The 22,412-nt window shown below is 63.3% G+C and carries 21 protein-coding genes; 10 read left to right on the top strand and 11 right to left on the bottom strand.

Going from position 1 to position 22,412, the window contains the following annotated elements:
* Positions 1–19: 19 nt before the first annotated feature.
* From I1E95_RS09665 to I1E95_RS09645, 5 genes are all read right to left on the bottom strand, one after another.
* A complete protein-coding gene (locus tag I1E95_RS09665; protein ID WP_197161761.1) occupies positions 20–2,047 on the bottom strand; it encodes a nitrate ABC transporter ATP-binding protein in 2,028 nt (675 codons plus the stop codon).
* Positions 2,048–2,049: 2 nt separating this feature from the next.
* Positions 2,050–2,880, bottom strand: coding sequence for a nitrate ABC transporter permease (gene ntrB, locus I1E95_RS09660; protein ID WP_197161758.1), 831 nt, complete (start codon positions 2,878–2,880; stop codon positions 2,050–2,052).
* A 33-nt stretch (positions 2,881–2,913) separates the two neighbouring features.
* Positions 2,914–4,224 (bottom strand): CmpA/NrtA family ABC transporter substrate-binding protein, encoded by a 1,311-nt coding sequence (locus I1E95_RS09655; protein ID WP_197161755.1) that lies wholly within the window; start codon positions 4,222–4,224, stop codon positions 2,914–2,916.
* A 193-nt stretch (positions 4,225–4,417) separates the two neighbouring features.
* Positions 4,418–4,873 carry a nitrate reductase associated protein gene (locus tag I1E95_RS09650; RefSeq protein WP_197161753.1) on the bottom strand — a complete coding sequence of 152 codons (456 nt, stop codon included), beginning with the start codon at positions 4,871–4,873 and terminating at the stop codon, positions 4,418–4,420.
* On the bottom strand, positions 4,870–5,898 hold the full coding sequence (locus I1E95_RS09645) for an anthranilate phosphoribosyltransferase (RefSeq protein WP_197167355.1): 1,029 nt from the start codon (positions 5,896–5,898) through the stop codon (positions 4,870–4,872). The genes I1E95_RS09650 and I1E95_RS09645 overlap by 4 nt, the downstream gene beginning before the upstream one ends.
* Before the next feature lie 125 nt (positions 5,899–6,023).
* Between I1E95_RS09645 and I1E95_RS09640 the strand changes: the two genes are divergently transcribed.
* A complete protein-coding gene (locus tag I1E95_RS09640) occupies positions 6,024–7,604 on the top strand; it encodes a ferredoxin--nitrite reductase (RefSeq protein WP_231594539.1) in 1,581 nt (526 codons plus the stop codon).
* Here the strand turns inward: I1E95_RS09640 and I1E95_RS09635 are convergent.
* Positions 7,528–7,989 (bottom strand): hypothetical protein, encoded by a 462-nt coding sequence (locus tag I1E95_RS09635; RefSeq protein ID WP_197161752.1) that lies wholly within the window; start codon positions 7,987–7,989, stop codon positions 7,528–7,530. The genes I1E95_RS09640 and I1E95_RS09635 overlap by 77 nt on opposite strands.
* Positions 7,990–8,138: 149 nt before the next feature.
* On the opposite strand from I1E95_RS09635, the gene I1E95_RS09630 reads away from it, so the two are divergent.
* The 3 genes from I1E95_RS09630 to I1E95_RS09620 all read left to right on the top strand — a co-directional run bounded on the left by I1E95_RS09630 (position 8,139) and on the right by I1E95_RS09620 (position 10,519).
* Positions 8,139–9,437 carry a CbiX/SirB N-terminal domain-containing protein gene (locus I1E95_RS09630; RefSeq protein WP_197161750.1) on the top strand — a complete coding sequence of 433 codons (1,299 nt, stop codon included), beginning with the start codon at positions 8,139–8,141 and terminating at the stop codon, positions 9,435–9,437.
* Entirely contained in the window at positions 9,434–10,249 is an 816-nt protein-coding gene (gene cobA, locus I1E95_RS09625) for a uroporphyrinogen-III C-methyltransferase (RefSeq protein WP_197161748.1), read from the top strand. Before I1E95_RS09630 ends, cobA begins: the two co-directional genes overlap by 4 nt.
* 87 nt (positions 10,250–10,336) lie before the next feature.
* Positions 10,337–10,519, top strand: coding sequence for a hypothetical protein (locus I1E95_RS09620; protein ID WP_197161746.1), 183 nt, complete (start codon positions 10,337–10,339; stop codon positions 10,517–10,519).
* A gap of 28 nt (positions 10,520–10,547) precedes the next feature.
* On the opposite strand, the gene I1E95_RS09615 is transcribed toward I1E95_RS09620, so the two are convergent.
* Positions 10,548–11,435, bottom strand: a complete 888-nt coding sequence (locus I1E95_RS09615) for a CsgG/HfaB family protein (RefSeq protein WP_231594538.1) — start codon at positions 11,433–11,435, stop codon at positions 10,548–10,550.
* A 230-nt stretch (positions 11,436–11,665) separates the two neighbouring features.
* On the opposite strand from I1E95_RS09615, the gene I1E95_RS09610 reads away from it, so the two are divergent.
* From I1E95_RS09610 to I1E95_RS09600, 3 genes are all read left to right on the top strand, one after another.
* Complete coding sequence (locus tag I1E95_RS09610) at positions 11,666–12,142, top strand: hypothetical protein (RefSeq protein WP_006173155.1); 477 nt, start codon at positions 11,666–11,668, stop codon at positions 12,140–12,142.
* 1,016 nt (positions 12,143–13,158) lie between these two features.
* Complete coding sequence (locus I1E95_RS09605; RefSeq protein ID WP_231594537.1) at positions 13,159–14,652, top strand: IS66 family transposase; 1,494 nt, start codon at positions 13,159–13,161, stop codon at positions 14,650–14,652.
* A 653-nt stretch (positions 14,653–15,305) separates the two neighbouring features.
* Positions 15,306–15,482, top strand: coding sequence for a hypothetical protein (locus I1E95_RS09600; RefSeq protein ID WP_231594536.1), 177 nt, complete (start codon positions 15,306–15,308; stop codon positions 15,480–15,482).
* Between the two features lie 151 nt (positions 15,483–15,633).
* Here the strand turns inward: I1E95_RS09600 and I1E95_RS09595 are convergent, their stop codons facing one another.
* Positions 15,634–16,890 (bottom strand): IS256 family transposase, encoded by a 1,257-nt coding sequence (locus I1E95_RS09595; protein WP_197161738.1) that lies wholly within the window; start codon positions 16,888–16,890, stop codon positions 15,634–15,636.
* Between the two features lie 134 nt (positions 16,891–17,024).
* Here I1E95_RS09595 and I1E95_RS09590 point away from each other — a divergent pair, with 134 nt between their 5' ends.
* Together I1E95_RS09590 and I1E95_RS09585 are read left to right on the top strand one after the other, a co-directional pair.
* A complete protein-coding gene (locus I1E95_RS09590; protein ID WP_197161735.1) occupies positions 17,025–18,239 on the top strand; it encodes a hypothetical protein in 1,215 nt (404 codons plus the stop codon).
* Between the two features lie 30 nt (positions 18,240–18,269).
* Positions 18,270–18,566 (top strand): 2Fe-2S iron-sulfur cluster-binding protein, encoded by a 297-nt coding sequence (locus tag I1E95_RS09585; RefSeq protein ID WP_197161733.1) that lies wholly within the window; start codon positions 18,270–18,272, stop codon positions 18,564–18,566.
* A 112-nt stretch (positions 18,567–18,678) separates the two neighbouring features.
* On the opposite strand, the gene I1E95_RS09580 is transcribed toward I1E95_RS09585, so the two are convergent.
* Positions 18,679–18,864 carry a hypothetical protein gene (locus I1E95_RS09580; protein ID WP_197161730.1) on the bottom strand — a complete coding sequence of 62 codons (186 nt, stop codon included), beginning with the start codon at positions 18,862–18,864 and terminating at the stop codon, positions 18,679–18,681.
* A gap of 1,139 nt (positions 18,865–20,003) precedes the next feature.
* On the opposite strand from I1E95_RS09580, the gene I1E95_RS09575 reads away from it, so the two are divergent.
* Entirely contained in the window at positions 20,004–20,372 is a 369-nt protein-coding gene (locus I1E95_RS09575) for a hypothetical protein (RefSeq protein ID WP_231594535.1), read from the top strand.
* Between the two features lie 37 nt (positions 20,373–20,409).
* Here the strand turns inward: I1E95_RS09575 and I1E95_RS09570 are convergent, their stop codons facing one another.
* Both I1E95_RS09570 and I1E95_RS09565 read right to left on the bottom strand, forming a co-directional pair.
* The gene (locus I1E95_RS09570) at positions 20,410–20,781 is read right to left on the bottom strand and encodes an AbrB family transcriptional regulator (protein WP_197161724.1); all 372 of its coding nucleotides are present in this window, start codon (positions 20,779–20,781) and stop codon (positions 20,410–20,412) included.
* A gap of 230 nt (positions 20,782–21,011) precedes the next feature.
* Positions 21,012–22,412, bottom strand: coding sequence for an ABC transporter transmembrane domain-containing protein (locus I1E95_RS09565; protein WP_197161721.1), 1,401 nt, complete (start codon positions 22,410–22,412; stop codon positions 21,012–21,014).

Raw genomic sequence — 22,412 nt, 5'->3', positions numbered from 1 at the left:
GGTAGGAAGGAGAGGAGTCTCAGCGAAGCGGCGCAGCCGGCTCGAGGGTGGAGGGTCGCTCGGGCAGCGAAATCGTTTCGTAGCGGATGGCCCTCGAGGTCTCCAGTCGCTTGAGATAAGCCATCGGATCACCAGGATCCAGAGGTTGGTTCTCGAACAGCGGCACGGGCAGCAGCCGGTGGCCGTTGGCGCTCGGCTCAGGGGCCAGATCGGCGCTGGCCTGGGCGAAGAGATCGGGGCGCTGCACGCGCTCGAGCACCTCGCTCCAGTTCTCGGGGAATGCGGTGATCCCCCAGCGGGCCAGCTGGGTGAGGATCCAGAGCCCATCGCGGGTCTGGGGGGCATTGACCTGGGCACCGTGGAACTGGTTGAAGTCCTGGATCAGCTCCGGAGCACCGGTACCGCGGTCATAGGGGTCCACCAACCCAGGGCGGATCGTGTCCAGCTCGGTGCCCACATAGTCCCTGCGGGCGAGCAGTTCGGCCACTTCGGAGCGATTGGCGGGGTCCTGGCAGTAGCGGCAGGCCTCCAGCAGGGCCTTGATCAGGGCCAGGTGGGTGCGGGGATGGGCGGCGGCCCAGTCCTCGCGAACCCCAAGCACCTTTTCGCAGTGTCCGGGCCAGAGGTCGTTGTCGGTGGCGATCACCGTTCCCAGCTGCTGCTGGACAGCCCGGGTGTTCCAGGGCTCCCCGACACAGAACCCATCGATGGTGCCCGCCTTGAGGGTGGCCACCATCTGAGGCGGCGGGATCACGATCAGACTGACGTCACGGTCGGGATCGATGCCGGCCGACGCCAGCCAGGCCCGCAGGATCAGGTTGTGCATCGAGGCTGGGTGCACCATCGCCAGCACCGGCTTGTGCTCGGGGTGAGCGCTGATCCAGGCCTTGAAATCGGCGATGGTGCGCACGCCGGCGTCGTGGAACCGTCGGTGCAGGGTGACGGCGTTGCCGTTGCGGGTGAGGGTGAGCGCCGTGACCATGGCCAGGGGCGGCTTGCCCTGAGCGCCGAGGGTGATGGCCAGGGGCATCCCGGCCACAACCTGACCTCCATCGATCACCCCCTGGCGAAGGTCGGCTTCCAGTGTTTTCCAGTTGGTCTCACGTCTGAGGCTGACCTGCTCCAGGCCGAATCTGGCGAAGAATCCCTTCTCACTGGCCACCACCAGAGGCGCGCAGTCGGTGAGGGGGATGAAGCCGAGGGTGAGGTTCACCTTCTCGAGGCCGTTGGCAGCAACGGCGGCGGAAGGATTCAGCCGCTGCTTACGGGCCTCTTTCTGCTGGGTGAGAAACTGGACCACCTCGCCGCGCAGGCTGTAGTAGCCAGGGTCCTTCACCACCGAGAGATGGGTGCGGGGTCGGGCCAGGGGAACTTCGAGAATCTGACCGATGTAGGCCTCCGGCCCATTGGTCATCAGCACCACCCGATCGGAGAGCAGCAGGGCTTCATCCACATCGTGGGTGACCATCACGGTGGTGACCTGGGCCTCCTCGCAGATGCGCATCAACTGCTCCTGGAGATTGCCGCGGGTGAGGGCATCAAGCGCACCGAAGGGTTCATCCAGCAGCAACAGCTTGGGGCGCAGAGCCAGAGCCCGGGCGATCGCCACCCGCTGCTTCATTCCTCCCGAGATTTCATGGGGAAATTTATCGGCAGCAGCCGTCAGCCCCACCAGCTTGATATTGTAATCAATGATGGCTTCGCGCTCCTCCTTGGAGGAACTACGCATCACATTGTCGACAGCGAGAGCAATATTCTGGCGGACAGACTTCCAGGGGAGAAGGGAATAGTTCTGAAACACCACCATCCGGTCTGGCCCTGGCTCAGTGACTTCCCGACCGTTCATGAGGATTCCGCCCTCACTGGCTTGCGTGAGGCCGGCCAGCAGATTGAGCAGAGTTGATTTGCCGCAACCGGAGTGACCCACCAGGGAGAGGAATTCCCCTTCCGCCACGTTCAGAAAAATATCCTTCAGAGCGACGTAGGTGCCACCATCCTTGAGGGGGAAGGTCTGAGTGACGTTGTCAACGGTGAACAGAGCAGGCATGGTCAGTGTCCTCCACTCACCTTCGAGCCCGCGAAGGCCACAAGGCGGTCAAGTGCCAGCCCCACAATTCCGACATAGACAATCGCGAGAATAATCTGGCTGGCACTGGTGTCTCCACCAGCGTTGTACGCATCCCAGATGAAATAGCCTATTCCACCGTCGGCTTTGAGCATTTCCGCCGCCACGATTGCCAGCCAGGCCAGACCCACAGCGATGCGCAGACCGGTAAACACATAAGGAACTGTGGCTGGAATCACGATCTCCCGGATGTAAGAGCGCTTGCGCAGGCGCAGCACCCTGGCCACATTGGTGTAATCCTGGGGAATCTGACGGATGCCCACGGCCGTGTTGATGATCACAGGCCAGATTGAGGTGATGAAGATCACAAAGACGGCCGATGTATTGGCGTCCTGGAACACCATCAGGGCAATGGGGAACCAGGCCAGAGGCGGCACCGTGCGCAGCACCTGAATCACCGGGTCAAATCCTTTACCGATGAAGCGGTTGAGGCCAAGAAGGCCACCGATGGCGATGCCGACGATGCCCGAGAGCCCGTAGCCGATCGCCACCCGCTGCAGCGAGATCAGAATCTGCCAGCCCAGACCCTTGCTGGTCCCCCCGTTGTCATAGAAGGGATCGCTGATGTAGGGATCCCAGGTATCGACCACCACCTGAATGGGTCCTGGCAGACGGGCTGCTCCAAGGATGCCTGAGAGCAACTGCCAGCTGATCAGAAAGGCCCCGATGCAGATCACATAGGGAACCACTCCTTTGAGAATGGCGAGACTGAATGGGCGGGGGCGCCGCCGGTCGAGGGGAGCAGTGAGAGTCATGTATCGGCGTTGGTGAGTCGGGCCGGATCCCGATCAGGTCAGGGCCTTGAATTTGAGCGAGTCGAGGTAGGCCTTGGGATTCTCGGGATCGAAGACCACACCGTCAAAGAACGTTTCCTTGCCCCGGGAATCGGAGGCAGGGATCGCTTTCTCCTGGCCGATGGCGATAGCGGCTTCCTTCCAGAGATCGGAGCGGTTGACCTTGTCGATCAGGCCCTTGGTATCCGTGGTCTGAGGGAGGTAGCCCCAGCGAATGTCTTCGGTGAGGAACCAGAGATCGTGGCTCTTGTAGGGGAAGGAATGGGAATCGGTCTCCTTCCAGAAGTGCATCCTCAGCGGTGAATCAGTGACACTGCGTCCATCACCGAAGTCGAACGTGCCAGCCAGGCGCGGCTTGATGTCCTCCACATTGCATTTGAAGTACTTGTCCTTCGACGTGATCTCACAGAGTTCCTGGAGATTGGCAGGATCCTGGCACCACATCTGAGCTTCCTGGACCGCCATCAGCATGGCCTTGGTTGCCTTGGGGTTCTTGTCGACCCAGTCGGCGCGCATCGAGAAGGCCTTCTCGGGGTGATCCTTCCAGAGTTCACCGGTGATCGCCCCGGTATAGCCGATCTTCTTGTTGACGGTGCGCTGGTTCCAGGGTTCACCCACGCAGAAGGTGTCCATGGTGCCGGTCTGAAGGTTGGCCACCATCTGGGCCGGGGGCACAACCACCAGATCCGCTTCCGAGACCGGGTTGACACCGTTGGCGGAAAGCCAGTAGCGCATCCAGAGGTCGTGGGTACCGCCGGGGAAGGTCATGGCCGCCTTGAGCAGCTTGCCTTCAGCCTTCTTACGGTCGGCGATCTCCTTGATCTTGGGACTTTGAAGGGTGACCTTTTCCTTCAGGAATTCATTGGAGAGGGAGAGACCCTGGCCGTTCACATTGAGCCGCGCCAGGATATACATCGGCAGCGGCTTGCTGGTCTTGGTGATGGTCCCCGCCGTAAGCAGGTAGGGCATCGGCGTGAGGATATGGGCCCCATCGATGCCACCTCGATCTGCTCCCAGCTCGAGGTTGTCGCGTGTGGCGGCCCACGAGGTCTGCTTCACCACCTTCACGTCGGGCATGCCGTGCTTGGCGAAGAAGCCCTTTTCCTTGGCGATGATCAGCGGAGAGGCGTCCGTGAGGGCAATGAAGCCAAGAGTGGCCCCCTTCACTTCGGTGTCGCTGGCTCCGGCGCCAGCCGGGGCGGTGGTGGTGGCGGCCTTCTTGCCACCGCAGGCACTCAACCAGACAGCGCCGGCGGCTGTGCCGGCAGCGGTGATCAGAAATCTGCGGCGCGAAAGATTGGACATGGAGCCTGGAACGGTTGGTGAATGTGTCGGGCTGCGAAAAAATCGCAATCCGGACGGGCTCCGCAATCAAGCGCACCGAACCGGGGATGTGGCTGGCGCACAAGCTGACCAACGACACTTACAAGATCACGAATGGCTACCCCTCCAGCGTGTTCATTGCTACCAACTGCAGGGTGGTGAGGATTCTCGGGCCTTAAAGGCCGAACTCCTTCAGAGCACGGGGGAGATTGCGATGTTCGTGGCCGGGATGGCTGAGTTTGACCAGCGCAAAGCGCTGCAGCTCATCGAGGGACTGCCATTGGCGGGGTTCCACCAGGGCGCCGAGCTGCGCGCAGGCCGTTCGCAACCGCTCCGGCACGGTTTCACGCTGCTGCCAGTCGAGTCCGGCAGCGGGATCGATCCCGCGGGCTGGACCGTCGGCAAGGCCGGCGGTCCGCCGCTGCAGCCAGAGCCGCAGCTCATCGATGGCCCCAGGGTGATCCGGCCAGGCCAGCAGCTCCGCCCGCTCGTCCGCCGTGAGGGCATGCCAGTGGCTCAGCGGCAGTTTCACACCGGCCAGATCGAGCTTGCGGCGCACCGCCATCGGCAGGCAGCGGAGATCATCCACGAAGTCGGCCTCGAAGGCGAAGCAGCGGTTGTGCAGGCTCATGCGGCAAGCTCCCGCCGCAGTCGCTCGCCACTGCGGGCCGCCAGGAGCGCCCGCGCCTGCACCAGGCCGGCTTCCAGACTGTCGCTGTGGCCGGCCTGCCACCAGTAGACGCCCAGATTCCAGAGCAGCGCGTCCGCCAGGGGGCCCACCCCCACCAGGGCGGCCAGGGCCTGGTCACGCCACACGTCCAGGCTCTGCCAGGCCACTTCCTGGGCCGTGATGCCGTGGTCGCGGGGGTGGAGAAGGATCCGGGTCATCCCCCCATGGCGAAGCCGGGCGGTGATGCCGGCCCGGGTGGTGGGCAGATCAGTGGAACCCTCCAGGCCCTTGACGGTGAAGACATCCGCCTCACCGGCGTGGCCCAGGGCCTCCCAGGCCCGGCTCTCGGTGGGGGGATGCACGAAGCCGCTCACCAGCAGGTGGTCCCCCTGATGGGGCGTCCAGAGCAGCTCGAGGCTCGCGACCGGCGGCCGTTTACCGATGGCGTCCCGCACGGGAAGAAGCCTCTGGGCCTCCGGGAAGTGATCGGCCTGGTGGGTGAGGGCCAGACCATGGCGATCCAGTCGCTGCTGCACCTCGGCCAGGCTGAGGCCCCGCCAGTTGAGCCCGAGGACGGAGAACAGCTCCGCCAGGGTCACGCCGTACTTGACCGGCATCGGATCGCCACCGTGCAGCACCACCGGCTGGTCCGCGGAGGCCAGCACCAGCGCCAGCAACGGCAGGAGCGGCGCCGTGCGGCTGCGGCCGTCGTAGGGAACACCGAAACAGAGGGGTCGTCGTCCGGGGGTCCGCAGGACCGGGCCGTGGCTGCGGTAACTGTCGAGCATCCCGGTGAGCTCGATCGCGGCGGGCCGGCGGATGCGGTGGGCGATGAGGAAAGCCCCCAGCTGGGCATCACCCACCAGCCCCTGCAGCATCAGGTCCATGGCCTCGCGGGCTTCGCCGCGGTTCAGGCCGGTGCTGGTGTGCTCTCCGCTGCCCACCTTGGCGAGAAGCTCCCGGAAGCGGATCGCTTCCGGTGCCATCAACGGACGCCTGGACACCTCCCCCGCGATCCCCCCGGGAACCATGTTTGGTAATGCTTGCAACAGGGGATGGAGGCGCTTGCTGAGAGGCTAAAGGGTCAGACTCAGATGGTTTGGATGCAATCGTGACCACGTCTTCTCCCTCCTCAGATCTGCCTGCAGCCCCGGCTGGCTCCAGCCAGAAACTCAACAAGGTGGAGAAGGCGAAAGCCGAGGCCTGCGGTCTGGATCTGGAGCCCAGACTGGAGGATCTCGGTGCCCAGGGCTGGGACTCCCTCGATGAGGCCACCCTCACCATCCACCTCAAATGGCTGGGCATCTTCTTCCGGCCCGTCACCCCCGGGCGCTTCATGGTGCGGTTGCGGCTGCCCAACGGTGTGATCAGCTCGGAGCAGCTGGAGGTACTTGCCGATGTGGTCGATCGCTGCGGTGAACACGGCAGTGCCGACATCACCACCCGCCAGAACATCCAGTTGCGGGGCCTGCTGCTGGAAGACATGGCCCCCCTGATGCGGGCGCTCGCCTCCGTCGGGCTCACCAGCCGTCAGTCGGGGCACGACAACCCCCGCAACGTCACGGGGAATCCGCTCGCCGGCCTCGACCCCGAGGAATTCCTCGACACCCGGCCCCTGGTGGATGCGATCCAGGAGGCGCTGCTGGGGCCCGAAGGCCCGCGCAACCTGCCCCGCAAATTCAATGTGGCCGTGGGTGGAGCTCCCGACAGCTTTCTGCTGCACAACGATCTGGCCTTCCTGCCGGCCCATCACAACGGTGAGCTGGGCTTCACGGTCATGGTGGGCGGTTTCTTCTCCGCCCAGCGCAACGAACTGGCCATTCCCCTGGGTCTCTGGCTGCGGGGCGATCAGTTGCCTGCCTTCAGCCTGGCGGTGCTGCGCCACTACGAGCGGGAAGGCAACCGCGAGAACCGCAACAAGACCCGGTTGATGTATCTCATCGACGCCCTGGGCCTCGAGGACTACCGCTCCCAGGTGCTGGACACCTTCGCCGAATTCGTGGGAGTGGAGGAAGCCGCCGCCACCCCCGCCCACGACGGCTCCCACCTGGTGTCCCAGGCCCCGCGCGACATCTGCGGCGTCCACGCTCAGAAGCAGAAGGGTCTGCACTGGGTCGGCCTGCACGTGCCGATGGGCCGGCTGGAGGCGGCCAGCATGGTGGAACTCGCCCGTCTGGCCAGGGAGTACGGCAGCGGCGAACTGCGGCTGAGCGAAAGCCAGAACGCGCTGATCGCCAATGTGCCCGAGGGCAGGCTCGATGCCCTGCTGGTGGAACCGCTGCTGGAGCACTTCCAGGTGACCCCTGGACCCCTGCAGGCCGAAGCGGTGAGCTGCACCGGCAACCGCTATTGCAGCTTTGCTCTCATTCCGACCAAGAGCACGGCGCAGGCGGTGGTCGATGAACTGGAGCGGCGCCTGGAGCTGCCCCATGGCGTGCGCACCCACTGGACCGGCTGCCCCAACGCCTGCGGCCAGCCCTACATGGGCCAGATCGGCCTGATGGGCGCCAAGACCCGGGTGGACGGACAGATGGTGGAAGCCGCCAAGATCTTCCTGGGTGGTGCCATGGACGCCAACCCGAAACTGGCGGCGCTGCACGACAAGGGGGTGCCCCTCAGCCAGCTCCCCGACGTGCTGGAGGCGTTGCTGGTGGAGCACTACGGCGCCCGCCCGCGGACGGACGTGAGCTGATCACACCGCGGCGGGGTGCACCGCCACCCCAGCCCCAGCGGAAGCCACGGCGTGGCTCGGCGGCAGGATGAACCTGCTCGGTCCAGCTCGCATCCAGGGCCATCAGGCCCTCGCGGTCGTCGCAGGACTGACCGCCGTAGAGCAGGGCGGTGATGCGGTCAGGATCGATCTCCAGCACCGCCACTTCCTGCCAGAGCCGACGGCTGAGCTCCCGATCGGCACGCACGAACATGGCTTCGGCCAACTGGCGTACCAGGGTGAACACCAGCTGCTGCTGCTTGAGTTCGGCGAAACTGGCCGGGAGCGGAGCCCTGGGCCTGCCGCCGCTGCGGGCACAGGCTCCACGATCCGTCGAGCCTTCGGTGGTGGCGTGGCCCTGGTCCATGGCGTCCTTGTCCTGACAGCTGTGTCTCCTTCCTTGCTAGAGGGAGCGCCGCTGCCCCACCAGGCCCTCCCCATAAAACGTATCAATGGAGACAGTTTTCAATCCAATTCAGCCCAGAGGAGGCGCCTGATGGCGCTGGGGCCCTCCCTGTGACAGCGCTGCCGTCCCAGCTGCCGCCTGAAGGCAGCCTGGAGCGCTGGCCCTGGCTGCAGCGCCTCAGGCGATCGGCCGACGTGGCCACAGGCTCCTGGCTGGACGCCCTGGAGCAGGGGGCGCTGCCTGCGGCCACCGACCTGGTCGCGGTGCTGGTGGAGAAGCTCGATGGAGCCGGATCGGCCCGGCTGCTGCGCTGGTGGCTGAGCCTGCCCGAATCCGGCGAGCCCGCCGCGCTGGCCCTGCGGCTGGAGCTGCTCGATCTGATCGGCCGCCGCCGGGATCCCGCCTGCGCCGCCCTGCTGCGAGCCGCGGTGGCCGAGCGGCCGCGTGCGGCCCTGCTGCCCCTCCTGGGGCACCAACGCGACAGCCAGGACTTTGCCCGTCTCGAACAGATGGCGCGCCAGGCCGGCCCATCTCCGTTGCGCCGCGCCGCCCTGGAGGGCCTGGCGGTGGGGCTGAGCGTCTGGCCCCAGGCAGCCCTGCAGCAGCTGTTACTGGAGCTTTGCAGCGACCTCGACGGCACGCTGGCGTCCCAGGCCGTGGATCTGCTCGCTCGCCTGCCCACTGCCCGAGAGGGGCTTGAGCAGGCCCTGAGCCACCCCCTCGACCCCGGCACGGAAGCCCGTGCCCGGCGTCGGCTGGCGTCCCTGCCCCGCTGCCCGCTGCTGCTGGTGGTTCATGGCCGGGCCGGGGGGGTGATTCCCGAGGAGCTCCAGACCCTGGCCCGCGACCTGGAGCGCCGCAGGCGAGCCCCCGTGCGGCTGCAGACCCTCAGTGGCGACGCGGCTCCCCCCGATCCCGCCGCCCCGGGGGAGAACAGTCCCGAGCTGCCGCTCACCCTGGTGCCGCTGCTGCTGCTGCCCGGCAACCACGTGCGCCACGACATCCCAGCGATCGCGGCGGCCTGGCGCCGCCACGGTCCCCTGCGGCGGCTTCCCTTCCTCGGGGCCTGGCCCAGCTGGCAGGAAGCGCTCGCCGACGAGCTGGCTGAGCTGGCGGCCAGCCACAGCCCGGACCTGCCACCTCTGCTGCTGCACCACCCGCTCGCGCCGGGCGTGGCCGACCGCTACCTGGCCCACCTCGAGCGCCGCTGTTCGGCGTCCTGTCAAGCCGCTCCATACACTGCGACTGATCTTGAGGACCTGACTCTGGCGATCCGCGGCGCTGCCCTGCCCCTGGCCCTGGCCGCGAACCGGCTCACCGAGAGCCTGCCCGCCGCGCTGGGTGCCCCGCTGCTGCAACGCCCGCGCTTCCAGGCGCTGCTGCTCGATCAGCTCGAGGCCCTGCCATGAGTGCTGGCAAGGCGGATCCTGCTGATGCCGCTGGCGACCACCTGGGCACCGTGTATCTGGTGGGGGCGGGGCCTGGCGATCCCGAGCTGATCACCGTCAAGGCCCACCGCCTGCTGCAGTGCTGCGATGCCCTCGTCTACGACTCCCTCGTGCCCACGGCCCTGCTGGAGCTGACCCCGGTGGGCTGCGAGCGACATTTCGTGGGCAAGCGCCGGGGACACCATTCCGTGCCCCAGCCGAGCACCAACGCCGTGCTGGTGGACCTGGCCCGACGCCACCGCACGATCGTGCGCCTGAAGGGCGGCGATCCCTTCCTGTTCGGCCGTGGTGGCGAGGAAGCGGCCCACCTGGCCAGCCATGGGGTCCCGGTGCAGGTGGTGCCGGGCGTGACCGCCGGCATCGCCGCACCCGCCTACGCGGGCATCCCGATCACCCACCGCAAGGCGGGCTCCAGCGTCACCTTCGTGACGGGCCATGAGGAGATCGACAAGGGGCGACCCGGGGTCGACTGGCGCGGCCTGGCCCGCAGCAGCGATGGGCTGGTGATCTACATGGGGCTGCACAACCTGCGCCGCATCTGCGATGAGCTGATCGCCGGAGAGCTGGCACCGGACACCCCCGCAGCGGTGATCCAGCAGGGGACCGTCAGTGGCCAGCGGCAGTTGGTGAGCACCCTCGGGGAACTGGCTGATGCGGCCGAAGCCGAGGGCTACGGGTCACCCTCGATTGTGGTGATCGGCCAGGTGGTGCTGGAGCGGGTGGCGGCCTGTGCGCCCCCGCCGGCGGATGTGGAGATGCCGATCCCGTTCTGAGCAGCCCTGACAGGCCGGGGTGGGCGCTGTACGGCAAGCCGCCCCACGGAAGACCGCTTCCGCTTTGTAACGTAATGCAAAATCACCATGAACGACCCCCTCTCCCTGTCCCGCGAGTTCTCCACGGCTGTCCACTCCAGGGCGATCGACAGCTGCAACGACATCGAGGAGCTGCGCCAGGTGGCCAAGACCCTGCTGCGGGCCTGGCAGATGCAGGCGGCCTTCACGGCCGATTACGGCGCCAAGCTGCTCAACATCAAGCCCCGCTGATCAACCCGCGCCGGCACAGAACCCAGGATCACTCCAGCTGCAGCACTCCACGGGTGCGCTCACGCCGCTGCTGCTCCTGGGCTTCGAAGCTGGCCATGCAGTTGCCTTTGGGCACCAGCAGGCAGCTCACGTAGCTGGAGGCATCGATCAGGGCGGCGCGGATCGCCTTGGCTGCCGGCGTGCGCTGGGCTTCCGAGCTGTTCGAGCCGAAGCGCAGGGTGCCGGCAGCCCCGGTGAGTCCCTGGCCGGTGCGCCCCATGTTGGGAGCGAGGAACAGGGCCAGGCCGGCGGCCGGCAGCAGATTCACGCCGTTCTCCTGAGCAGCGGCGGTGTTGGTGGCCCGGCCCTCCACCGTGCGTTGACCCACCACCTCGCCTGTGGTGCTGTCCACCACCCGCACATCGATCGCCACGTAGTCCTTGGTTTCAGCCTGCTGCTTGCTGGTGCCGAAGCCCAGCAGGCCGAAGTTGCTGCCTGAGGTCTTGCTCTCGACGTTCGACTCGTAGGAGGTGACCGTGCCGAGCACGATGTAGCGGGCCCCGGTCATCTGGCCACGCTGGGCCGCATTGGCGTTGCGGCGCACGATGCCCAGCTCCGCGAGCTCCTGCTCCGAGAGCACCGCCTTGATGTTGTTGCGCTCCACCACCTGGATATCGCCGGTGGCCTGCAGCTCATTGGCGAGCATCGCCGCCAGATCCGTGGCCACGGGTCCCTGCCACCACCAGGTCTGCTGGGTGACGGTGTTCTTGAAATCAGGCACCGAGACCGTGGGCCGGCCCGCCACGGGCCGAGGTTGCGCCTGGACCGGTGCCGCAACCACCCCCAGGCCGAGTCCAGCGGCCAGGAGCAGGGGCATGGAGCGGACCGGCATCCAGGCCAGGAGCGCTGCGGGGAGGCAGTTGGGGCGATCGGACAAGGCGAAGGCTTCCAGGAGACATCCATTCAACCAACGATGGCCAGACCCGTCATGACCGGATCGGCTTCTGTCCGCAGGAGTCCGTTCAGTAGCGTCCTGCACCTTGAAGGGGGCGGCGGCTCTGTTCAATGGAAAGACTTCACACCGTCAGGCCATCAGTGCCGGCGGTTGCCGCCATGGCCGCATCCTTGCTCCGAAACAGCGAACAGAAAGGGCCCAGACCGGCCCCGATGTTCGAACTGATTCCCTACGAGAAGTTCCGTGACACCCCGGCGGTGCGCTTCTTCGACATCACGGTGCCCACGTCCAACGCCCGGGATCTGGTGGTGCACAGCGGCCCGGCGGTGAGCCCCCCCGACGACCCCGAAACCGGCGCCTGGCAGTTCTACCTGCACCCCCACCAGGAGGACAACCTGCTGGCGATGCACGGCGGCCGCACCTTCTTCCTGGTGAACCTGGGCTGGAACTACCCCTTCCACATCGTGCGCCTCGACACCGGCGGTGACATCCTGCGCATCCCCCCAGGCACCTTCCACCGCTCGGTGTCGGATCCCGACGGGTCGCTGGTGCTCAACCAGGCCGTGCGCGAGGAGGGTGTCTCCCTGGTGCGTGAGTTTCATGTGTACAACAGCCATCGCATCCCCCGGCTGTTCGCCGTCACCAGCCAGACAGCACCTCTGCCCAAGTTGCACGGGGTGAGCTGGTGAGCTGACAGACGCCGGGAATGGAGCGCCATGTGCGGTGGGCGGAGTTGCGTAACAGCTCGGTTCGAACTAAGGATTGCAAACTCGAAGTCCCCTGTCGGCCACTAGATGCGCCTCTGAGGCACTTGGGGCAGCTATAGCCTTAAGCGCATACTGCACACATGTGGTGTAGTCATAAAAATTGTACTCATCGAAGATGATGCCGACCAGCCCATCACTGCTGCTGCTGTGATCCAACCAACTACGGACAGGCCAAGACAGCGGGTCCAGACACCAATTTCGGCAATCCAAGCCAAGCACACTCTGCTTGATTGATTCGGCTCAGGGCTGCAGATTCACCTATGCTCGACCCACGGCGGGCAGGGCTTGTCGGCCACTCCTACACGTCCTGGAAAACTGACTTGGTGTTTTCACATCCACAAGTCAACGAGATTAGAGCCCATCCAAAGATGAGGACTCCGGCATACCTCTACTCATTGTTCTTAAATCTCACGACAACTCAGAATCATTTTGCTGACCTCGCCAACAGCTTGTCTAAGCGTCTGCACGATGCGGCAGTGCTGATCCCTGCAGGAGCTCTGGCTCAGAATTTCAGGAGGCCTTGACCGTTACGCCAAAGAACAATGTCAATGGGCATACAACTGCATAAGGAGATGCAACCACACTCCTACTCAAGAATATATTAACACCGCCTGAAATTCTATCGGGAAGTTCAGCGATCATTCTCCATGAAGCGAATAACGGAAATGCCCTCACCGCCACCAGCATGAATGTCAACGTTCAAAAACAGTCCTGGAAGATTAATTTCGCTGTCTCAGCCTTGGACTCTGCTCTCTCCCGCTTCACAGGATTTTGAGGACCCCTAGCACGCCGGTCCAATAGAACTTAGCAGCGCGGGCCTGAAAGAACTGATTGTTGGTATCCGTTCAGGGGGCGTGACAGCTCGCGGCGAACATCGGCCCTGCTGAACCCTTGACGACAGCTTGATTTCCGGTTGCATCTCAGGTAGAGACCCGCCTATGATGACCGCACATCCGGCTGGAATTCCAGAAGCCGACTGGCTGGAAACTCCCGCCAGCGTCAGAGCGCTGATCAACGCCCAGCAGCAGGAGATCGAGCTGTTGCGCGGCCAACTCACCTCCTTGGCCACCGAGTTGGCAAACCTGCGTGAGCGGATCGGACGCAGCTCTCGCAACTCATCCAAACCTCCCTCCAGTGATGGTCTGGGTTTTAAGCCGCCAGAACGGCGCAAGGGCAGTGGCCGCAAGCGGGGCGGCCAGCAGGGCCATCCCGGATCCGGACCAGAGCTGCTGTCGATCGAGCGGGTGGATCAGGTGGTGGATCACCACCCTGATGCCTGCCGCCGCTGTGGCACCTTGCTCCAGGGAGAGGATCTCGATCCCCTGCGCCATCAGGTGATCGAGATCCCGCCGATTACCCCGCTGGTGATCGAGCACCGGCTGCATCGCCTGGTCTGCCCCTGCTGTTCCACCAGCACCTGCGCCTCGTTGCCGGCGGATGTGGAGGCCAGTCACTACGGCCCAAGGCTCAGTGCACTGGTGGGCCTGCTGGGCAGTGCCTTTCCGTTGAGTTTCAGCAAGACCCAGGCCCTGCTCCAGCAGCTGGTAGGAGTGGAGATGAGCCGCGGCGCGATTGGACGGGTCCGCCAGCGCTTGAGTGCAGCACTGGAGCAGCCCATGCAGGAGGCCCTTGCTTTTGCCCGCGTGCAGCCGGTGGCCTACGTAGATGAAACTGGCGCCCCCACCGGCAATGCCGACGGCAACAATCCCACTGGAAAGCGGGGCTGGCAGTGGGTCATGGTCACCGCCGTGGTGACGGTATTTGTGCAAGGGCTGAGTCGATCGACGACCGCTGCCATCGAGCTGCTGGGGAACGCCTTTGGCGGGATTGTGGTGAGCGATCGCTTCTCGGCCTACAACCACCTGCCCACCAAGCAGCGCCAGCTGTGCTGGGCGCACCTGATCCGCGACCTGACGGCCATCGCCGAACGCCCGGGCGCCAGCGCTGAATTCGGAGCCCAGCTGCTGGGCCTGCAGCAGCAGCTGTTTGGCCACTGGCACCGCTACAAGGAGGGAAAGATTGACTGGCCCGCCTTGCAGCAAAGCTGCCGGCCGATCCGCCAGACCTTTGAGACCACGCTGCAGCGGGTAGTAGAGCTCGGCTACCAGCGCGGCGAGCGAACGCCTTGGGCCAGCACAGTGCGCACGTGCCAGCAGCTCCAGAAGGTGACAGGTGGGTTGTGGACCTTCCTGGAGAACGAGGGAATAGAGCCCACCAACAACGCCGCAGAACGTGCCCTGCGCCAATCGGTGATTCAGCGCAAGATCAGTCAAGGAGTCCAATCCCGCCAAGGTGCGATCTGCCGGAGCCGCCTGCTCACGGTCACCACTACCCTCAGGCAACAGGGGCGGGATGTCTGGGAGTTCCTGGAGCAGGCCTGGATCGCCCATCACCGCGATGGGGTGATGCCGTCACTGCTGAGCGATCCCTGAAGGCAGAAGAAAGGACAAGGAAGAGTCTCTGATCGCTCAGCGGTGAGCGATCAGGCTTGCATTCGTGCGGTGGGGCGTCCCGACCCCTGAACGCATACGATTGTTGAGAGGGAGCCTGCATCGCATCCGGATCGATGCTGGTCATCAGTGCCTTGAGGGTGCCGAAGTCGGGATAGGGGCAACCGACGAGGCGGAGATCATCGCGTGGCCCCTTGCCCAGAGGATCGATATCCTCGCAAGGGCAGCTTGGTCACCAGGTCACGATTGCAGGGGCAGAGGCAGACCAGTTCCTGTCCCTGGATGAAACGTGATCTTGATCCCTACTCAAGGCCCTAACGCACCTGAGCACGCGCCTGTGGCAACCGGTCAGCCCGCCTCACCCGACGGCATCACCTGAGATGACTTGGCCAGGGGGGATCAAGGAATTCGTTAAAGAGGCACTTCTATTTGGCAACCAAAAAGGGCATTCATGGAAACAAGACTGGCCTGATTCCGATTATCCATTTTAGAGCTTTACCATACCGGAAGACGAGACGAACTGCAGAACAGAATTTCCCCACACCAACACGAGCATAGTGACGGTACCATCAATTTCTTAATGTTCTGCAGTATCTATACATGGCACAATGGATCACAACAGCAGCCTGCCCGACATGGCGGTCACTCCCGCGCCCACGACAAGCATTCCCCTTGATGCCAAGCTGACCACGATTCAGAACCGCTTGTTCCAGAAGGCTCACGCCGAGCCACTGGAACTCAAATTCCTGGGGATTGCACTCGACAGCCAGGGTAGCGCCCCTCCGAGTGGTGTAACTCAGGAGGTCCTGTGACCCTCTCCGGAGGGTGAACAGGAGCAGTCAGGGGATGACTGCTTGGAAGCTGATTGCGCAGCTCCATTGATCCATTATGAACCCTGATCGCTGAATTGGCAACTCAGCGATCGATGTGTTCTGTGTAGATCGAGGTAGAAGCTGGTGCGCTTCAGCTGATGGTTGCAGCCGGCTGGGCGTTCGGATCTGCATCGGTGAGCTCCAAGGGCTCTTCTGGCTCTGGGATCTTGGCCATGGTGGCCTCAGAGAAGAAGCGGCGACGCTCCAGCTGCCATTCCTCCTGCTGCTCCAGCAGCTGGCTGCCCACCAGGCGCACGATCGCTGGATCATTGGGGAAGATGCCGACCACGTTGGTGCGGCGTTTGATCTCCTTGTTGAGGCGCTCGAGCGGGTTGGTGCTCCAGACCTTGCGCCAGTGCTCCTGGGGGAAGTGCAGGAAGGCCAGCACGTCGTCCCGGGCGGCTTCCATCACGGGCACGGCGCCGGGGAACTGCTTGCGCAGCATCTCGGTGACCCGCTGCCAGTGGGCGCGCACCTGATCTGGAGCCTGGATCACGAACACCGCTTTCATGGCAGCGGCCACCATGTCCTGGCCGGCCTTGGGCACATGGCTCAGCAGGTTGCGCAGGAAGTGCACCCGGCACCTCTGCCAGCTACTGCCCTGGAACATCCGCTTGATCGCTGCCGTCAGGCCCAGGTGGGCATCCGAGATCACCAGGCGGGTGCCGTCGAGGCCACGCTCCTTGAGTGAGCCCAGGAACTGACGCCAGAAGCCCTCCGCCTCGCTGTCGCCCACGGCAATGCCGAGAACTTCGCGGTAGCCGAGGGCATTGATGCCGATCGCCACCACCACCGCCCGCGACACCACCTGCATATTTCGGCCCAGGCGGCCGTGGAGGTAGGTGGCGTCGAGGTAGACGTAGGGAAAGCGGGCATGGTCAAGCGGCCGGCCCAGAAAGGCTTTCACCTGCTCATCGAGCCCCTGGCAGATGCGGCTCACCTCCGATTTGGAGATGCCGCTGGCCCCGCCCAGCGCCTCCACCAGGGCGTCGACCTTGCGGGTGGAGATCCCGCCGGTGTAGGCCTCCATCACCACGGCGTAGAGCGCCTTGTCCACCCGGCGGCGTGGCTCCAGCCAGCTGGGAAAGAAGCTGCCCTGCCGCAACCTGGGAATGGCCAGGCTGAGGTCGCCCACCTGGGTGGTGAGCAGCCGCTCCCGGTAGCCGTTGCGATGGGTGGAGTGCTGATCGGGGCAGCGCTCATGGAGTTGAGCGCCCGTGAGGGCAGAAACCTCGGCTTCCAGCAGGTCCTGGAAACCCCGGCGCACGATCTCTGGGATCAGGGCGCCAGCGGTGGTGCCCTCCATGAGCTGGCTCAGCTCGGAGGCGCCACTATGGGTGAGGGTCATGGTCTGTGTTCGGTTTGGTGGTAGTTCTCCGAACAGGGTCACAGACCGGCCCACCCATTGCCACAGCTGAAATCTGAGGGAGGTGAGCCGTCAGCCCCGGCTACGCCGGGGCTGATCCTCCTGAGTTACACCACTTGCTGGGACGCCGCTACAGCCAGGGAATCGTAGGCGATGCCCTCTACGCAAACCCAAACATCATGCCTTTGCCATTGAGGCGATGTGAATATCTCAAGTCACTCAATCCACGGCAGATCGCCATTCTTACGGCCTGTTATTTCGTAAATTTTTACAAGCTAGTGGCGAACAGTGAATCGCAGACGCTGATTTCCAACATGGCGGCTGCGGACAAGTCATTTGAGCCATATTCTGATGAGTATATGATACTCCATCAGGAAACAAGCGAAGAGATGGACCATATCTGGACTTTCCGCACCGTTTACAGCATGGTTTGTCGGGAAACCGGATCAAAGGAATCCTTTGATGCCCCAGGATTTTTCCGCGGCAAGGTAGGCTTCATTCCCAGGGCTGATGAACAAGCCATCGATACACAGTTCAATCTCACTGAGGAATGCACGCATATCCTGGAATTGATCCGTCAACCAGGGGGCCTACAGGCATTACTGGAGGAGATGATGCGGAAAGGTCGTGGCTACCGCTACCGCACCCTGCACTTCCTGATGGGAGATGCTCCAAGGCTGCTCAGCCCTTCCGAGGTTCAGTCCCTTGGCCTCGGTGGTCTCTGGTTGCTGATCCGCTTTGTTTCAAACGTGGAACTCAAGCAGGCAGAAGCCTACCTATTCGAAAATCCTGAGCTCTACAATTACGAGCCCTTGGCCTTCAAGATCAATGAGGGGCACCTCCATGATGAGGCCAGGCATTACACCACCTCATTCGACATTGGTCTTGCGCTCTACAAGGCAGCCACCTCCGAAGCGCAGCAGTTCATCCGTGAACTGGTACGTCTGACCATGGAGGATTACATCAACGGCACATTTCTACATTTTCCAGAGATGCTGGAGCGATCCATGCATGGCGATCTATGCACCGTGATCGGCCTCGGCCATCAAACCCTTGAGATGGCCCTTTGCCATCCGGAATTCGCCGATAAGCAAGTGGACATCGATGGCCTCTTCACATCCTGGCAAGAGATGGAATGGCAGTATGTTTTGCCCCCCTTCGGCCCGGGCCTGCTCACGCAGAAACGTTGGCGCTATATCGCCCAGCAATTCGAGCGAGCAAGGGAGGCAATGGGATTTGACTATAATGAGGCCAACCTTGACAATCGCTTACAGCGCTATCAAAACATCCTTGCTCTCAAGAACCTCAACGAAGTCTTCAGCCTCGCATGATCTCGAGAGAGATAGGGGTACCCCCTCGCCATGACTTCTACTGAATCCATCACCATCAACTTCGAAGACATCGACCTGGTAGTGACCACAACTGCCGGTCGACCCTTGATGGAGATCTGCGATGAATTCAACACCCCCGTGCTGATGGGCTGTCGCTCCGCGTCCTGCGGCACTTGCTTGGTGCGGATCACTGCTGGCGCTGATCATCTCTCTCCGATCACGGAGAGTGAAGCCATTTTGATTGATGTGCTGGCCGACGGTGATCCCCAGGCTCGCCTGGCCTGCCAATGCAGCGTGCATGGATCGATTTCCTTGCAGAGCTTCTGAAACATGAACCGATGGTTTCCAGCCCAACGAGCCTGCACCAGTGGCAGGCTCTCGTCATGCTGACCAGGGTGGAGTGACGGCCCCCTAGCAGGCCCTGTCTGTCTGACTCTTGTCAGAGCTCCCTGCGATTTCTCGCTGCGGCCTTGCGTGAACCGATCGCGTAGCCCAGCAAGACCCCAAGTCCAAGCACGGCCAGGGCCAGCAGCACGACAGGAAGAGGGTTGCGCCCCATCCTTCGGAACAGTCCCGCGAACAGGAAGCTCGCTGTCGCCAGCTGCATCATCAGAACGGTAGGCATCACCTCGTCCTCAACGCCTGGAAAGTGTGGAACAGGTCGCTGAGGGATCTTACTCGCCTCAGGCCGGCAGACCTCGAACCCACGTCGCCGGATGATTCCGCTGGAGAGGACCCTTGGTTGGCAGCGGCATGCCTGCGTCGATCGTATTCAGGTGCTGAGACGTCCTGATCACGGACAGCTCCGAACATCGCTGATCTCACGGATGTGATGAGTTGAGAGCATGGGCTGGGCTTCAGTTCTGCACGGACAATCCGCTGGGAGCGATGAGCTGGAGCGCCAGACAGGCCTCCAGCAGCTACTGACCGTTGGACGATGAGGTGTCGGAGTTTCATCAACAGCGTTGCCGAAAAACTGGCCAGGAGAGATCGTGCGTGGCTTGTCAAGCCGAAAGCGCTGCTTTGGCAACTCACTGGTGGAAAGACAGTGGTCAACCGTCAGTCAGTATATAGACGAACCTACGGTGATGGCTGAGAAATTGCAAGGAGACCAGCCCGATCTCTATGGCAAAAATAACGCATGAGGCCCCAACTCCTTGGAAGACAGAACTCCCCAAGGAATCCTGGCTGGCACCAAACCCTATTCCTCCCGCCCGGGATTGACGGTGACAGGGGTACAGGACGCCCAAGGGAAGGACGCTCCCGCAATCTTCCTGTCTCAAGTGGCCGAAAGGCCCCACATACCAAGCAGACGCTGAAACGTACAGCTAGAATTATATAAGCCTTGCCAGTGACGCGACGTCATCCGTGATGTGAAATACAGAGTTTCGGGCGATTTTGACATTCTCTCCAGACTGGCGTTGGCGCTGGCCATGGGGATCATGAGCGTACCGGTTCAGGATTGCAGTCCCTGAGAGCTGTGCTGGCTGGAAACCGGCACCACCAACACACCTTCACGCTGGCCAGGAAGGCTTGATGGATCAGTTCATGATCTGGAGACTGTCCGTCTCCTGTTGCATCAAGGAAGCGGTCATCCGGCAGAAGAGGCACAAAAAAAGGTCGTCGGCAGTAACCCCTTTTGCAGCTCACCATCAGGGCATCCGAGGGTGGCGTCAACCGGGTTCAGAGGCCCTGCGATGGATAACCTGTCCCGCCGGCATCCCCAGTCATCGCCGTTTCGTGATCTCCACCGCCTGCAGCTTGATGGACCTGCGACAAACCCTCAGGACGCTGGCCCAGGACTACAGGGATGCCCTGGTGATCGCAATGGTGCCGATGCACACCGAGACGTGTTGCGCGACGATCGGCCCGCTGAGTGCACTCTCATCCCTCCTGGAGCACACCCGACCGGAGCTCGATACCTTCCTGAGGCTGCAGGACGAGGGGATGGAATTCGAGCAGGCCTGCGAGGTCGCCGAAACGGGTCAGGCGCTGATCACTCACGACACCCTCGTCGAATTTGCCACCCTCTCCCAGAAGGGCTTTGCCCGAACCTCCCGTGAACTACTGGTGGTGGCGAAGTGGCCGGATGACGTCAGCGCGTTTCTGGTGTCCTGCCGGCTGCTCCAGTAAGGACCAATCCGTTCCTGCTGGGAGGGTGAAATGACCCTCACGCCGCCTCATCAGCGGCTCCTGCGGGGACCAGACGAATCCCCTTCCTGCCGAGCTTGATCTCGAACTCATTGCCTGGCTCGAGGTCGAGCATGGCGGTGTAGGCCTTGCCCACCAACAGATTGCCGTTGCCTTGCACCCTGGCCACATAGCTGAGTGAACGGTTACCAGGCCCTTTACCCGTTCCGGAACCATCTCCCAGGCTGACACCCTTGGCTTCCAGCAGCGCCTCATAGAAGGCGGTGAAGTTCAGCCGCTCGCTGCCGTCCTTCTTGGTGCTCACATAGCCAGCGGCGCGGACCAGATCGGACTTGGAGGCCTCTCCCAGCTCCTTGACTTTGGCAAGCAGATCAGCACCGGTGAGAGCCATGAGTGCAATAGGTTGATGAACAAAAGCTTACCGCCCAGGCTGATCGTTGCCACAACACTCTGATGTGGCTGGTCACACCTTCATCGGAGGCGTTGGCTGACCTTGCCTTCTTCACCTCTGCCATCCAACTGAGGGTGACCATGGTGCAGCAGCACCTGGCTTTGTTTCCGGAAGACGACCTCCCAGCCTCGATACTTCAGGCCAGCAGGATTCACCACGCGTCGTTTCTTTCAGACAGGAGTGGACCTGAGCACGTCAGGGCCCTGCTGGCCGTGGACGGTGGCGCCATCACCTGAGCCTCTCCGCCCTGACTTCTCAATCGGGAGAGGCACTCGCGTGGTACAGAGTGATCCCCCTTGAAAAGCCTGGTCACACCTTGAGGGCAAAACTTCCAACAAAACCGTGCCAAGGTGGTCGGCGCCAGTGATCCAGCTGCCATTGTGTCCGTGCCTGGAACGGAGCCCTGCCCGCCCCTGTCCCCTGGTTCCTGAGTTGATCACCCCATGCGATTCACGTTCTCCCTGCCGCTGAACACCGCCTCGGTACGCAAGGCCCTCAAGGCTCGCGGCATCGAAGCGGTCCTGGCGCAATGGCCCGAACTGGGCGCTCATCGCTCCCTGCTCAGCCAGGTCCAGATCGAGGAGCAGGAGCGAGAGGCCTACGAACGTCTCAGTCAGGTGGCAGCAGGCCGGGTGGAGCGGTTGCTCCAGCTGCTCAAGCATGAAGTGGAGCGGTAGCCGTTCCCCCTGTCCGGGAAGATGTCCGCTCGCACTGAACCGGCCGCGGCGGCCATGGCAACGACCATGAACAGGCTCGTGACGCCGCCGTGAGGGATGCGCTCCGCCAGCGACAGCACCAGTAGGGTCCCCCGGTTTTGAGGACAAGTCGACAAGGGTCACGCCGTGACCACCAGACTGTCCATCGATGACCGACTCCACCAGATCCCGGCCACTCGGTGCGATCCGGGCCAGTTCCTCCCTCATGCCCACCAGATCCGCCTGATCCAATGCAGTAATCACCTCACCACGCTGCAGCGCCCGCATCCGCGGCGCCACCGAGGGCAGAAACTCCTCCGTCGTGGCCTCACGCAGCACCAGGGTGGTGCCGCTCGAGAGCAGATTCGTGGTGGTGGAACTGAACAACGACAGCTGCAGGGTGTTCCTGCGCAGGTGGGAGAGCGTGCCGAAGTTGCTCTGATACTCATCCCACACCTGGGGCGTGGCCTCGGTTGTCTTAAGCACCTGCGCGCCGCGGAACGCCTCCATCAGAAAGCCCTGATTCCCGGCCGATTCCACGATCAGCCGGCGGGTCTTCTGGCGCAGAGCCGGCAGGAACATCAGATTGGAGCACACCACCACCACGAAGGTCAGCAGCGAAGCCGCCGTGAGGGCCGGGCCGTAGGCGAGCATCCCATTGATGCGGCTGACATTGCTGATCCGGCTCACCACCTCACCGCTGGGGTGGCTGTCGAAGTAGGTCATCGGCAGCCGCAGCAGCTTGTGGCCGTACTCCAGGAGCATCCTGAGCTGCATCCGCTGGGCGAAGTGCCCCACCAAGTGCCCCTGCAACAGGGAGATCAGGTTCCGGAGCAGGAAGAGCAGCAGCATGCCCAGCGCCAGCAGACCGATCAC

Source organism: Synechococcus sp. CBW1107 (assembly GCF_015841355.1).
Taxonomy (GTDB): domain Bacteria; phylum Cyanobacteriota; class Cyanobacteriia; order PCC-6307; family Cyanobiaceae; genus Regnicoccus_A.
This window is presented reverse-complemented; position numbering and strand designations above follow the sequence as displayed.

Excerpts from the sequence above, each read along its gene's own strand:
- I1E95_RS09575 (WP_231594535.1), top strand. The coding sequence starts at position 20,004 with ATGGACCTGCGACAAACCCTCAGGACGCTGGCCCAGGACTACAGGGAT.
- I1E95_RS09595 (WP_197161738.1), bottom strand. The coding sequence starts at position 16,890 with ATGACCCTCACCCATAGTGGCGCCTCCGAGCTGAGCCAGCTCATGGAG.
- I1E95_RS09655 (WP_197161755.1), bottom strand. The coding sequence starts at position 4,224 with ATGTCCAATCTTTCGCGCCGCAGATTTCTGATCACCGCTGCCGGCACA.
- I1E95_RS09605 (WP_231594537.1), top strand. The coding sequence starts at position 13,159 with ATGATGACCGCACATCCGGCTGGAATTCCAGAAGCCGACTGGCTGGAA.
- I1E95_RS09620 (WP_197161746.1), top strand. The coding sequence starts at position 10,337 with ATGAACGACCCCCTCTCCCTGTCCCGCGAGTTCTCCACGGCTGTCCAC.
- I1E95_RS09600 (WP_231594536.1), top strand. The coding sequence starts at position 15,306 with ATGGCGGTCACTCCCGCGCCCACGACAAGCATTCCCCTTGATGCCAAG.
- I1E95_RS09665 (WP_197161761.1), bottom strand. The coding sequence starts at position 2,047 with ATGCCTGCTCTGTTCACCGTTGACAACGTCACTCAGACCTTCCCCCTC.
- I1E95_RS09645 (WP_197167355.1), bottom strand. The coding sequence starts at position 5,898 with ATGGCACCGGAAGCGATCCGCTTCCGGGAGCTTCTCGCCAAGGTGGGC.
- I1E95_RS09570 (WP_197161724.1), bottom strand. The coding sequence starts at position 20,781 with ATGGCTCTCACCGGTGCTGATCTGCTTGCCAAAGTCAAGGAGCTGGGA.
- ntrB (WP_197161758.1), bottom strand. The coding sequence starts at position 2,880 with ATGACTCTCACTGCTCCCCTCGACCGGCGGCGCCCCCGCCCATTCAGT.
- I1E95_RS09580 (WP_197161730.1), bottom strand. The coding sequence starts at position 18,864 with ATGCCTACCGTTCTGATGATGCAGCTGGCGACAGCGAGCTTCCTGTTC.
- I1E95_RS09635 (WP_197161752.1), bottom strand. The coding sequence starts at position 7,989 with ATGGACCAGGGCCACGCCACCACCGAAGGCTCGACGGATCGTGGAGCC.
- I1E95_RS09650 (WP_197161753.1), bottom strand. The coding sequence starts at position 4,873 with ATGAGCCTGCACAACCGCTGCTTCGCCTTCGAGGCCGACTTCGTGGAT.
- I1E95_RS09585 (WP_197161733.1), top strand. The coding sequence starts at position 18,270 with ATGACTTCTACTGAATCCATCACCATCAACTTCGAAGACATCGACCTG.
- cobA (WP_197161748.1), top strand. The coding sequence starts at position 9,434 with ATGAGTGCTGGCAAGGCGGATCCTGCTGATGCCGCTGGCGACCACCTG.
- I1E95_RS09610 (WP_006173155.1), top strand. The coding sequence starts at position 11,666 with ATGTTCGAACTGATTCCCTACGAGAAGTTCCGTGACACCCCGGCGGTG.